The sequence below is a fragment of the Marinitoga lauensis genome (genome assembly GCF_004135675.1).
GTDB lineage: Bacteria > Thermotogota > Thermotogae > Petrotogales > Petrotogaceae > Marinitoga > Marinitoga lauensis.
The window spans coordinates 1-11,864 of record NZ_QHLX01000012.1 but is presented as its reverse complement, the minus strand read 5'-3'; the positions used below and the strand labels follow the sequence as shown (position 1 = coordinate 11,864).

Genomic DNA, 11,864 nt, shown 5'->3' with positions numbered 1-11,864 from the left:
TTCTAAAAACACTTCTTTTTTTCAGGAGTTATGAATTTTAATATATTCTTTTTTTTAAAAGTATTATTTACGTCATCAAAAAATGTTTTGAAGTTCAGAATTCTATTTTCTTTTTCCTCGTCAGGAATAAAATTATCAAAAATATTCAAATTATAATTTCTTTTTTGCATGCCAAGTAATTTGCATCCATAATTATTAATATTTTATTTTTCCATTTTTATCTAAAAATATATAAAGAAAATCAAATTATCAAAATCGATATTCATAATAAAACTCCCTTTATAATCTTTTTTAATTATATCATATTAATATTAAAAATAATAACCCCCATAAATGGGGGTTATCTATAAAGGAAGGGTTTTTAAGATGCTTTGCTTCTTGTTTTATATCAAATACAACAGCTGCAATTAAAACTGCTCCACGAATAATATATTGGAAAGATATACCTACACCGATTAGGTTCATTCCGTTAATAAGTGATGCCATAACTAAAGCACCGACAATAGAGTTAGTAACCTTACCCACACCACCGGCTGCAGATACGCCACCAACATATGCAGCAGCAATAGCATCAAGTTCAAATAATGTTCCTGCTGTAGGGGTTGCAGATTGGAATCTTGATGCGTATAAAATACCAGATAATGCTGTTAATAACCCATTGAGCCAAAAACGAATAATGTTATCTTATTTAAGCTAATTCCACTTAATTTAGCTGCTTCTGGATTTCCACCAACAGCATATATATGTCTTCCCAAAGCCGTTTTTGTTGTCATAATATGATAAATAAAAGTAACGATTAATACTATTACAAATGTCCATGATAGACCATTATAACTTGCTAATATCCAGAAAAGATAACCTACTATTGAGGATATTAATAGGATTTTTAATATGAATATGGGTATAGATAATACTTCAAAATTATATTTTATCTTATTATTTCTTCTTTTAATTTCGAAGTAAATATAAAATAATATTATAATTATACCTATTAATAGAGTGGTAACGTGGATATTTTCGTTGTGGAAAAAATCAGGTATATATCCATTTCCGATTTCATTAAATGTATCGTTTGATATTATTATTGTACCGGTTTTTTGTGTTGCAACAAGTAAGCCGCCTCTAAAAATCAGCATCCCTGCCAATGTCATAACAAATGATGGGAGACCAATAAATGAGATAAAAAAACCATTGATTAAACCAAAAATAATTCCCAGAGCAAAAACTATTAATATGGTAGGAAGAACTGGCATATTGTGTTGCATCATTAAAATAGCCGCAATTGCACCTAAAAAACCAGAACCAAAACCTACAGAAAGATCTATATGTCTTATAACAATAACCAATGTCATACCAACTGCTAAAACAGCGATGTAACCCATCTGGTTAAATAAATTACTTATATTCCTAGCGGAAAGAAATAATCCATCAGTTAAGAAAGAGAAAATTAACATAATAATTACAAGAGCTATATACATTCCATATTCTCTTATATGCTTTTTAAGCAAAGTTTTTAATTCTCCAAACATACAAATTCCTCCTTAATATTCTACAGCCATTGCCATAATTTTTTCCTGAGTAGCTTCTTTATTGCTTAATTCTCCAATGATTTTTCCACCAGCCATAACATAGATTCTATCGCTCATACCAAGAACTTCAGGTAATTCCGAAGAGATCATGATAATGCTCATCCCTTCTGCAACCAATTCATTCATAATGCTGTAAATTTCATGTTTTGCTCCAACATCTATACCTCTTGTGGGTTCATCTAAAATCAACAATTTAGGAGTAACAAATAACCATTTGGCTAATGAAACCTTTTGTTGATTACCACCGCTGAGATTTAATACCTTCTGTTCTATGCTATGTGATTTGATTTTTAAGGATTTTCTATAATCTTCTGCTATAATTACCTCTTCATTTTCATTTACAAATATTCCTTTTAAGATCTTTTTTAAATTAGCAATGGTAATATTTGTTTTAATATCAAAATCCAATATTAAACCATTACCTTTTCTATCTTCAGAAACATAGGCAATGCCAGATTTTATTGCATCAGAAGGTGATTTAAATTGCACTTTTTTACCTTCAAAATATAGCTCTCCGCTAACTTTATAATCATCGGGATTCCCAAAGATACTGTGAGCCAATTCTGTTCTTCCAGCACCTATTAAACCCGCTATACCAACGATTTCTCCACGTCTAACATAAAAGTTTGCAGATTTAACTACATACCTTTCATTCTTTTTATCAAAAGCTTTCCAATTTTTTACTTCAAATAATTTGTCACCGATTTCATGATCCCTTTTTGGATAAATATCATTTATTTCTCTACCAACCATATGTTTAATAATTACATTTTCTGATATATTATTATTCTCAATTGTTGTTATAGTTAATCCATCTCTTAATACAGTGATGGTATCTGCTACTTCTAATACCTCATTCAGTTTATGAGATATTAATATTGAAGTAATTCCATGATTCTTTAAATCTTTTATTATTTGTAATAATTTTTCACTATCTGTTTCATTTAAAGCAGAAGTCGGTTCATCCAGAATTAATAATTTTACGTTTTTACTGAGTGCTTTTGCAATTTCAATAATTTGTTGAACTCCTACGCCAAAATCTTTGACCTTTTTTGATGTATCTAATGTATAACCCAATTTTTTTAGAACCTTTTCGGCTTCGGTTATAGTTTTATTCCAATCAATAATACCCTTGTTTTTTATTTCATGACCCAAAAAGATATTTTCATATACTGTTAATTCTGGAATTAATGCTAATTCCTGATATATGGTAACAATACCAACTTTTTCACTATCATAAATGGTATTGAATTTTTGTTCTTTTCCTTCAAATATTATTTGACCATCATATGTTCCATGCTTATGAAATCCGCTAAGTACTTTCATTAAAGTGGATTTACCAGAACCATTTTCACCAATCAAACAATGAATCTCTCCTCTTTTTACCTTGAAATTCACATTATCCAGAGCCTTTACACCAGGAAATTCTTTTGTAATGTTTTTCATTTCAAGAATATATTCACTCAAAAAGATCACCCCTTACTTGAAAAAGGGTAGCGTTTACCACTACCCTTAATTACATTTTAAATTACCATCTAAAATCAGATTCTTTATAATATCCTGAATCTATTAATACCTTTTTAACATTATCTTTTGTTACAACAGCAATATTTGATTGAATTGCAGGAACCATCTTTGAACCATTATCATATGAGTTAGGAGTAATTAGTTTTACGCCCTTTAATACAAATTGTGCTAAATTTATAGCATCTTTTACCAATAATCTAACGTCTTTAAATACTGTCATTGATTGTTTTCCGTCGATTATGTATTGTATTGAAGCCTTTTCTGCATCCTGGCCAGTTACATAGTATTTTTTTACATCTCTATCCTGTCTGAATGCATCAGCAATAGCTCTTGCTGTACCATCATTAGGAGCTAAAATAAATACTGTACCCTTATCTGCTTTTCTAGCTCTTGTTAAGTTATCTTCTGCTTTTCTTCTGGCTACTGTAAAACTCCAATCTGTTGTAATTTGGTTAATGATTTTTGCCATTTCTTCTCTTGTTAACTCTTTTTTGTTTTGTAATTTTTTAGCTTCTGAGGAGTTAATAATTCTAAATGTCCATCAGCAATTTTTGGTTGTAATACTTCCCATGCACCCTGAAAGAATAAGAAAGCATTGTTATCTGATAATGCACCAGCATATAAATATAATGGGTTATTTTTTCCAGTTGCATGATCCACTAAAAACTGTCCCTGTGCCCTACCAACTTCTACACTATCAAAAGTTACATAATAATCTACAGATTTTGTATTTGTAACTAATCTATCGTAAGAAATAACTGTAACGCCAGCTTTTTTAGCTAAATCCACTGTACCAGCTGCAGCAACTGCGTCATGAGGACATAAAATTAATACTTTAATGCCTTTTGAAAGTAATGCTTCTACATTTTGTCTTTCTTTTGCAGGATTTCCCTGACTGAATAAAACTTCAACTGAAACGTTTGTGTCTTTTAATGCATCTCTAAACCTTGTTTCATCTTGAACCCATCTTGGTTCATCCTTTGTAGGAAGAACAATACCAACATCCAATGCATAAATAGAAATAGCGAATAAAACTAACAATGCCAATAAAACCTTTTTCATAACTCCACCTCCAGATTAATTAAAATTTATCCAATATATTTATCAGCAACAGTGTGCCATTTTTTTAATGCTTAATATCAAAGTTAAGAAAAGTTAAGATTTTTAAGTATTATTTAAATTAAATCTGTTTAATAAAATTTTACAGGTCTGCGCAAAAATTGCGCATTTGTAAAAAAAGATTATAATTAATATGCAAAAATTGCATATGGTATGCAAAAATTGGGGTTATTATGACATTAAAAAAAGATTTATTTTTATTATTTTAATATTTGTTCTTTTACCGACGATATTGATATTATTTAATGAAACATATATTACTAAATATATTTTTAGAGAGTTATCTGATTATACAGAAAATACAATAGATGATTTTGGATTTGAATTAGTAAATAAAATATATCCAACGGCATTAAATACGTTTTTTGAATATAATAATTATTTAAAAAATTTTTCAAATAATATATTAGAAAATCAAAGAATTATAGATTATGCAAAATATGGGTTAATTAATACAGTAAATTCATACATTACTGAATTGATAAACTCGTCATCTATTGATGGGGTTATCATTATAGTTAATAATAAAAAAAGATAAGAATAGGTGAGTTTCCAGATATAGAAAGAATAAAAAGTGGCTATTTTGAAAATGAAAATGGAATTTACATGATATCCGGTTCTAAAAAAGATGATGTTGAAGTATATTCGTCAATGAAAATAGATAGATACTTTCTTGATTCATTAAACTTATCCTCAATTTCTATTATTTCTATTATTGGAAAACAAAATAGAATATTTCAAAAGAATAATTTTTATGCGGATTTTAATATAAAAGATAATTATGTTATATCTCAAAAATAAAATATCCATCTAAAATAGAAAATTATCAGATAATATTGTATTCGTTATATCTTTTGATATATCTCAATTAAACACTATTCAAAATAAGATTAAAGATGTTTTTTTTGAAAATATATCATCAAATTTAAATATTTCATTATTAATATGGATTTTTATTTCCCCATTTTTAATATATTTTGCATTATTTTATTTTGGTAAAAATATAGAAACTTTAGAGTTATCAATAAAATCCATAAAAGACATAGCAAGGGAAATTTTGATGTAAGAATTAATATGGAGAATGCTGAAAATAATAGATATAAAGATTTGGTTGATTCTATTAACTCTTTATCTAAAAACCTTAAAAGCATGCATTTAGAGATTGAAAAAAATATAAAGAAATTGGAAAGTGAAAAAACACATTAAAATACTTAGTTAATAATTTACATGAAGGTATAGTATTTTTTGATTTAGATGGAAGTATAAAAGTAGAGAATGATTTTGGAAAAAAGTTTTAGATGAAATAGGTGAAGAGGAATTAAAAATTCTAAAAATAAAATATATTCTTTAAATATAAATGGTGAGCAGAAGCTTATTGAGATTAGTAGAAATTTCCTGGACAAAGCATTATTAATATTAATAAGAGATATTTCGCTGGAAAAAGAAATGAATGATTTATATTCACTTAATGAAAAATTAGTTGAAAAGGAAAAGTTTGGTCGTATAGCAGCACATGAAATACGAAATCCTTTAAATTCAATGTATCTGAATTTACAATATTTAAAAATGGAATTTGGAGATAATAAAAAGATAGAGGAAATTAGTGATTTGATTATTGAACAAATTAAAACAATAGATACTATAGTTGATGAACTTTCCTCACGGGCAATTATCGAATCGGAAGATAAAGAGATTAATATTAATAGCGTTATTTCTCAGATATTAAATCTATTAAAGTATAAAATATTGGAAAATTCTATTGAAGTGGATTTTGATTCGAAGGAAAATATACTATTAAGAGTTAATTCTCAAAGATTGAATCAATTGTTCTACAATATAATCAATAATGCAGTAGAAGAATTGGAAAATAAAGAGGGAAATAAAAAAATTAAAATAGATGTATTAAAGAAAGATAAAAATATTGTTGTTATTATATCGGATAATGGTAAGGGTATTCCTGAAGAATATAAAGATAATCTTTTTGTTAAGCCTTTTACAACGAAAAAATATGGAAATGGCATAGGTTTGTTTATTGTTCATTCGATAGTAAAAGAATTAAACGGGGATATAAAAATAGAAAGTTCAAAAGAAGGTACAAAAGTAATATTGGAATTTAAGGAAGGAGAGTAATATGGGAAAAATATTAATAGTTGAAGATGATAAAAATAGTGCATATATATTAAAACAATTTTTGGAAAAGAAAAAATATGATGTTGATATGGTATATGATTTAAAAAGTGTTAAAGAACTAAATCAATACGATATAGCATTGCTCGATATGATACTTCCAGATGGTAAAGGGACAGAAAAAATCAGCGAATATATTAAAATCAATCCTTATTTAAAGGTAATAATAATGACAGGTTTTGGAGATGTTCAAGACGCAGTTTATTCTATGAAAAGCGGAGCATTTGATTTCATTAAAAAACCCATAGATTTAAAGAGATTGATGTTTATAATAGAAAAGGCCTATGAAGAAATAAAATTGGAAAAAGAAAACGAAAGGCTGAAGTATATAGTTCAAGAAAATATAAAGGAAGATTTTGTAATAGGGCAATCTGAAATTATGAAAAACATTATATATATAGTTAATAAGGTTATAGAAACAGATGCAAATATTTTGATAACAGGAGAAACAGGTGTTGGAAAAGAGGTTTTTACCAGATATATTCAAAGATTTAGTAAAAGAAAGGATAATCCGTTTATAATAGTAAATTGTGCCGCTATACCAAAGGATTTAGTTGAATCCGAATTATTTGGATATGAAAAAGGAGCATTTACTGGTGCGGAGAAATCAAAACCTGGTAAATTTGAATTGGCGGATAATGGAACTATTTTTCTCGATGAAGTTGGTGAATTACCTTTAGAAATACAAAGTAAATTATTGAGAGTTTTAGAGAATGGAACAATAGAAAGAGTAGGGGAACAAAAGAAATTAATGTAGATGTAAGAGTTATTGCAGCTACAAACAGGAATTTAGAGGAAGAGGTTAAAAAAGGTAATTTTAGAATGGACTTATTTTATAGACTTAATGTTATTAATATCAATATTCCGCCAATTAGAGAAAGAAGAGAAGACATACCAATATTTATAGAATTTTTTAACAAAAGATACTCAGTAAAATATAATAAGCCTAAGATAAATTTTTCAAGGATGCATATAATACATTGATGTTGTATGATTGGCCCGGGAATATTAGAGAAATTAGAAACTTTGTTGAAAGATTATTTATTATATATGACACTCAAAAAGAAATAAAAAAATCTGATATAGAAATATTATTGAAAAATGTTGAAAATCATAGGTCTGACAATGATTTTATTCCTACTATGACTTTAGAAGAAATGGAAAGAGAGTTAATATTTAAAACCTTAGAAAAATATTCAGGGAACAAAACTAAGACTGCTAAAGCATTAGGAATAGGATTAAGAACATTACAATATAAATTAAAAAAATATAAAAGTCTCAGGGGGAATTATGAAAAATCAAATAATAAAAAAGCATATTATTTTAGTGATAATTATTTTAATTACAAATATATTATTAGGGGTTAATTTCCTATATATGTATCAAGCTGGTTATCAACCTGAAGATCTAATTAATTATATTAATTCACAAAAAGCAAAAAATATATTCGTTACATTTAAATTTTATGAAGACATGTATGAAAATATCAGTGTTTCAGTTAATTCTAAAGATCCTTTTTATGATATAGCTTTAGTTGATTTGATCTGGATACCAGAATTGGCCAGTAATAATATGATATTGCCTTTAGATGATTTAATAGATAAAACAATCTTTGAGGATATACCCGATTATATATTGAATCAATTTAAATATAACGGAAAAATATATGCATTTCCGTATCTGGTTAATATACAACATTTTTTTGTAAATAATGAAATATTGAAAAAAGCAGGTTTTAAAGAACCACCAAAAACTTTAGAAGAAATGAAATATCAAGCAAAAATTATTAAAGAGAAAGGGATTCTTGACTATCCTATAGTCGATTCATGGACCAATGAAGAAGTACTAATGTGTGAATTCACATGGATATTAGGTGCTTTTGGCGGGGATACTACAATAATGGACGTTTAAATGTAAATAGCAAAGAATCATTAAAAGCATTAAAGTATATGAAAAGTCTTTTAGATGAAGGATTAATGAATCCATTATCTTTGGAATTTAAAGAAGATGATGTTTTAAATATATTTATCAATGGAGATGCTGCATTTACAACTAATTGGACATATCAATCAAGATATATGAATGATCCAAGATATTCCAAAATAGTTAACAAAGGAAGTTTGGAACTAATACCGGTGTCCAATGAAATATCTAAAAAAAGAAAAACTGTGTCAGTAAGCGGTTTTCAGGGATTAGCAATTTTAAGAAATACAAAAAACATTGGTGAAGCAATAAAGGCTTTAAAAATTTTAACGAGAAAAGAATTTTTTATCAATTTGATAATGAAATACCTATTTATAAAAGTATGCATAAAGAGTATAGTAACAAAATTGATAATAAATATAAACTAATTGAATTAGAAAACGTTATTAACAGACCATCATTAATAGAATATAATAAGTTTTCTGAAGTAATGAGAAGATATATAACTATGGCATTAAAAGGATTATTAACTCCTGAAGAAGCTTTAAATAAAGCTCAAAAAGAAATAGAAAATATAAATTAAAAAGTCCGGGTGGACTTTTTTAATCTCTATCGCCAAACATACCGGCAATCATTATCATTCTCAAAAGTTGTAATATTGCCATAGCTGCAGAGGCTACATATGTCATAGCGGCAGCTCCTAAAACCTTTTTTACGTGAACAACTTCGGATGTTGGCATTCCCATTAAAGGCAATGTTTTTATAGCTCTTGCACTGGCATTAAACTCAACTGGAAGTGTAATTAATGTAAACAAAACAGCAAAAGAGAATAATAAAATTCCCAATTGAATTAAGGCTTGACTATAAAATAAAAATCCGATTATAAATATTATCCACGATAAATTAGAACCAATTGATGCAAATGGGACAGAAAAGTTCCTTAAAACCAGAGGTAAATACTTTTCCTGATGTTGCATGGCATGGCCGACTTCATGAGCTACTACACCTAATGCTGCAACTGATCTGCTTGAGTAGGTAGCAGCGGATAATCGTAAAACCTTATTTCTTGGATCATAATGATCAGTTAAAAATCCAGAAACCGCTTCAACCCTTACATCATATAACCCAGAGAGCTCAACATTCTTCTGGCAAATTCCGCACCGGTTTCTCCAGTAGAGGATATAACCTTCGAATATTTTGAGAAAGTACTTTGAACCGACATCTGAGCAATTAAAGAAAGAATTAAACCTGGTAATAGTATAATGAATGTTGGATCAAACCAGAATGGATAAAAGAACATCTATCTACCACCTCCATTGATTTTCTCTTCTTTAGACATTTTAAAAGAGAGAATGTTCAAACTTATTATACTACAAAAGCTTAAAATATTCTTAAAAACTAATACGTTTAAAATTTTTTTGTAAATAAAAAAATTAACCGTTTTATTAAAGAAAGTTTAAAAAAGAGGCGATAAAATAAAGTGGAGAATTTGGAGGTGATATAAAAATATGAAAAAATTAATATTGATAATTTTCGCATTAACAGTAATTTTTACGTCGTGTGTTTTTCAATCAACTAATGAAAAAGTAGATTTAAAAATTAGTTTTAAAAATGATTTTATAGAATTATCATGGAATAAAATCACTTCGGCTGAAAAATATGAAATATATAAAAGAAATAAAAATGATGAAAATTATAAATTATTAAAAATTATAAATTCTAATGAGACTACTAAATATGCGGATTATGATTTTGATCCGCATCAAACTTATATATATCAGATTATATATTATAAAAATAATTTTATTTCAGATCCTGTAGAAAAAACTATAGAAATACCAAATAGGCTACCTTCTCCAGTTACGATTATTTCACCTGAAAATAATAGTACAGTAAAACCAAAAAATTTAAAAATAATATGGAATAAATCGATAGACAAGGATAATGATGAGCTTGAATATACAATATTTATAAAAGATAAAAACGATGTATTATTATATTCTGAAAAAAGCACAGATACAGAGTATAATATAGATTTAAAACATTCCAAAACATATAAATTGAGGATAGATGTAAGCGATGGATATGACACAACAAAAGGCGAAGAAATAACCTTTTATACAACTGATCCAGATATATTACTCGATACACCTGAGCTTAACATATCAAATGTATCAACAGATACAATACAATTAAATTGGTCAGAAATAAAAAACGCCACATCTTATGAAATATATAGAAAAGAAGAAACAGAAGATGATTTTAGCCTCTTAAAAACAGTAGAAGAATTATCATATATCGATACGAAATTAAAAAGAAAAACTACATATTCATACAAAATCAGAGCAATACAGGAGGAAAATGATGACATTATAGCTGTTTCAAATTATTCAGAGGTAAAACCTGAAACCACTATTAATAATGAGCCAGTTTTTACATCCTTTTCTCCGTCTAATAATGCTACAGATGTTGAATTAGATATTAAACTTAGTTGGAAAGCCTATGATATTGATGGGGATAATATTTATTATGATCTATATATTAGTGATGATAAACAAAGGTTGAAAATAAAGATGAAAGCGTAAAGGTATTAAGTCATTCAGAGGAAGATGAATATAACTCAACATTATATATCAACACAACATATTACTGGAAGTAATAGCAACAGATGAATATAATGATTCAACAGAATCAGATATTTTCCAATTTAAAACAAAATCAATAGATAACAACAAACAGAATTAAATATAGATGATCAGGAAATATCAGAAGATTCAACATTAACAATAAATCTTAACGAATTAGCGACAGATAAGGATAATGATGAATTATCCTTTATGTTAATATCAGGTCCTGGAACAATAGTTGTTACAACAGAAGATGCGACAATATATCAATATTATGCAGATTATGATTCAGCAGGAGAATATGATGTAACCATAAGAGTGACGGATGGACTTGAAAAAGCAGATTCAACATTTACTATTACAGTGCTCAACAAAAATCGCCCACCAGAGAAACCAACAATAAAATATCCTTATAATAATAGTAAAAATATACCGATTTCTAACCTCAAGTTTGAATGGGAATGTATAGATTTAGATAATGATGAAGATATTACATACTCAATTTATCTTTCACCTTCTAAGGAAAAGGTAGAAAATAATTCTGAAGATGCTTTAATAATTGAAAATTATAAACAAAATAATTATACATTAGAAAGTACTTTAGATTATTTAACAACATATTATATAAAGGTAGAGGCTAAAGATAGCTTTGGAGCTACATCAATAAGCGATATAGTAAGCTTTACCACTGAAGAAAACCTGCTATTATAGAAATAAGTGATTTGGAATTAAAAAATGGTGAAACTGGAGTAGCAACAATTTCTACAAAAGATTTATTCTGTAAATGGATTAAAAAATATTGAAATAGTATATAATCCTCAATATATAGAATAAGATGAAACACAGGCAAGTTCAGGCGTCGATTTTTGAGAAAGAATATACCAGTTTTTTT

Annotated in this window: 12 protein-coding genes and 5 pseudogenes; 12 read left to right on the top strand and 5 right to left on the bottom strand. The window is 27.4% G+C overall.

Annotated elements, in window-relative coordinates:
* Positions 1-2: 2 nt before the first annotated feature.
* From DJ007_RS16435 to DJ007_RS20635, 4 genes and pseudogenes are all read right to left on the bottom strand, one after another.
* Positions 3-170 carry a hypothetical protein gene (locus tag DJ007_RS16435; RefSeq protein ID WP_206076406.1) on the bottom strand — a complete coding sequence of 56 codons (168 nt, stop codon included), beginning with the start codon at positions 168-170 and terminating at the stop codon, positions 3-5.
* A gap of 130 nt (positions 171-300) precedes the next feature.
* A pseudogene (locus DJ007_RS14055) lies at positions 301-1,352 on the bottom strand (sugar ABC transporter permease).
* A 189-nt stretch (positions 1,353-1,541) separates the two neighbouring features.
* The gene (locus DJ007_RS14050) at positions 1,542-3,056 is read right to left on the bottom strand and encodes an ATP-binding cassette domain-containing protein (protein WP_129408265.1); all 1,515 of its coding nucleotides are present in this window, start codon (positions 3,054-3,056) and stop codon (positions 1,542-1,544) included.
* Positions 3,057-3,117: 61 nt separating this feature from the next.
* Positions 3,118-4,178, bottom strand: a pseudogene (locus DJ007_RS20635) (sugar ABC transporter substrate-binding protein).
* A gap of 190 nt (positions 4,179-4,368) precedes the next feature.
* On the opposite strand from DJ007_RS20635, the gene DJ007_RS14040 reads away from it, so the two are divergent.
* The 10 genes and pseudogenes from DJ007_RS14040 (at position 4,369) to DJ007_RS14000 (ending at position 8,928) form a co-directional block, all read left to right on the top strand.
* The gene (locus tag DJ007_RS14040; protein WP_206076402.1) at positions 4,369-4,773 is read left to right on the top strand and encodes a hypothetical protein; all 405 of its coding nucleotides are present in this window, start codon (positions 4,369-4,371) and stop codon (positions 4,771-4,773) included.
* Between the two features lie 68 nt (positions 4,774-4,841).
* Positions 4,842-5,036, top strand: coding sequence for a hypothetical protein (locus DJ007_RS14035; RefSeq protein ID WP_129410126.1), 195 nt, complete (start codon positions 4,842-4,844; stop codon positions 5,034-5,036).
* 273 nt (positions 5,037-5,309) lie between these two features.
* Positions 5,310-5,441 carry a hypothetical protein gene (locus DJ007_RS19560; protein WP_276318809.1) on the top strand — a complete coding sequence of 44 codons (132 nt, stop codon included), beginning with the start codon at positions 5,310-5,312 and terminating at the stop codon, positions 5,439-5,441.
* 240 nt (positions 5,442-5,681) lie between these two features.
* Complete coding sequence (locus DJ007_RS14030) at positions 5,682-6,365, top strand: sensor histidine kinase (RefSeq protein WP_129410125.1); 684 nt, start codon at positions 5,682-5,684, stop codon at positions 6,363-6,365.
* Between the two features lies 1 nt (position 6,366).
* A pseudogene (locus tag DJ007_RS14025) lies at positions 6,367-7,406 on the top strand (sigma-54-dependent transcriptional regulator).
* Positions 7,397-7,528, top strand: a pseudogene (locus tag DJ007_RS21105) (AAA-type ATPase lid domain-containing protein); the annotation flags it as partial. The pseudogenes DJ007_RS14025 and DJ007_RS21105, both read left to right, overlap by 10 nt.
* A gap of 36 nt (positions 7,529-7,564) precedes the next feature.
* A complete protein-coding gene (locus tag DJ007_RS21100) occupies positions 7,565-7,789 on the top strand; it encodes a helix-turn-helix domain-containing protein (protein WP_497006739.1) in 225 nt (74 codons plus the stop codon).
* 10 nt (positions 7,790-7,799) lie between these two features.
* Entirely contained in the window at positions 7,800-8,333 is a 534-nt protein-coding gene (locus tag DJ007_RS19555) for an ABC transporter substrate-binding protein (RefSeq protein WP_165974207.1), read from the top strand.
* A complete protein-coding gene (locus DJ007_RS19550; RefSeq protein ID WP_129410121.1) occupies positions 8,285-8,773 on the top strand; it encodes an extracellular solute-binding protein in 489 nt (162 codons plus the stop codon). Before DJ007_RS19555 ends, DJ007_RS19550 begins: the two co-directional genes overlap by 49 nt.
* A complete protein-coding gene (locus DJ007_RS14000; RefSeq protein WP_129409273.1) occupies positions 8,728-8,928 on the top strand; it encodes a hypothetical protein in 201 nt (66 codons plus the stop codon). The genes DJ007_RS19550 and DJ007_RS14000 overlap by 46 nt, the downstream gene beginning before the upstream one ends.
* Before the next feature lie 19 nt (positions 8,929-8,947).
* Here DJ007_RS14000 and DJ007_RS13995 read toward each other — a convergent pair.
* Positions 8,948-9,645: pseudogene (locus DJ007_RS13995) on the bottom strand (zinc metallopeptidase).
* A gap of 208 nt (positions 9,646-9,853) precedes the next feature.
* Here DJ007_RS13995 and DJ007_RS13990 point away from each other — a divergent pair.
* Positions 9,854-10,930: a fibronectin type III domain-containing protein gene (locus DJ007_RS13990; RefSeq protein ID WP_129410120.1), complete on the top strand. Its 1,077-nt coding sequence runs from the start codon at positions 9,854-9,856 to the stop codon at positions 10,928-10,930.
* Positions 10,931-11,092: 162 nt separating this feature from the next.
* Entirely contained in the window at positions 11,093-11,683 is a 591-nt protein-coding gene (locus DJ007_RS13985; RefSeq protein ID WP_438268392.1) for an Ig-like domain-containing protein, read from the top strand.
* The last annotated feature ends 181 nt before the right edge of the window (positions 11,684-11,864 follow it).

What these genes read in the sequence shown, in the direction of transcription:
- DJ007_RS16435 (WP_206076406.1), bottom strand. Translation starts at nt 170, where the DNA reads ATGCAAAAAAGAAATTATAATTTGAATATTTTTGATAATTTTATTCCT.
- DJ007_RS14040 (WP_206076402.1), top strand. Translation starts at nt 4,369, where the DNA reads ATGCAAAAATTGCATATGGTATGCAAAAATTGGGGTTATTATGACATT.
- DJ007_RS14035 (WP_129410126.1), top strand. Translation starts at nt 4,842, where the DNA reads ATGATATCCGGTTCTAAAAAAGATGATGTTGAAGTATATTCGTCAATG.
- DJ007_RS19560 (WP_276318809.1), top strand. Translation starts at nt 5,310, where the DNA reads ATGGAGAATGCTGAAAATAATAGATATAAAGATTTGGTTGATTCTATT.
- DJ007_RS14030 (WP_129410125.1), top strand. Translation starts at nt 5,682, where the DNA reads ATGAATGATTTATATTCACTTAATGAAAAATTAGTTGAAAAGGAAAAG.
- DJ007_RS21100 (WP_497006739.1), top strand. Translation starts at nt 7,565, where the DNA reads ATGACTTTAGAAGAAATGGAAAGAGAGTTAATATTTAAAACCTTAGAA.
- DJ007_RS19555 (WP_165974207.1), top strand. Translation starts at nt 7,800, where the DNA reads ATGTATCAAGCTGGTTATCAACCTGAAGATCTAATTAATTATATTAAT.
- DJ007_RS19550 (WP_129410121.1), top strand. Translation starts at nt 8,285, where the DNA reads ATGGATATTAGGTGCTTTTGGCGGGGATACTACAATAATGGACGTTTA.
- DJ007_RS14000 (WP_129409273.1), top strand. Translation starts at nt 8,728, where the DNA reads ATGCATAAAGAGTATAGTAACAAAATTGATAATAAATATAAACTAATT.
- DJ007_RS13990 (WP_129410120.1), top strand. Translation starts at nt 9,854, where the DNA reads ATGAAAAAATTAATATTGATAATTTTCGCATTAACAGTAATTTTTACG.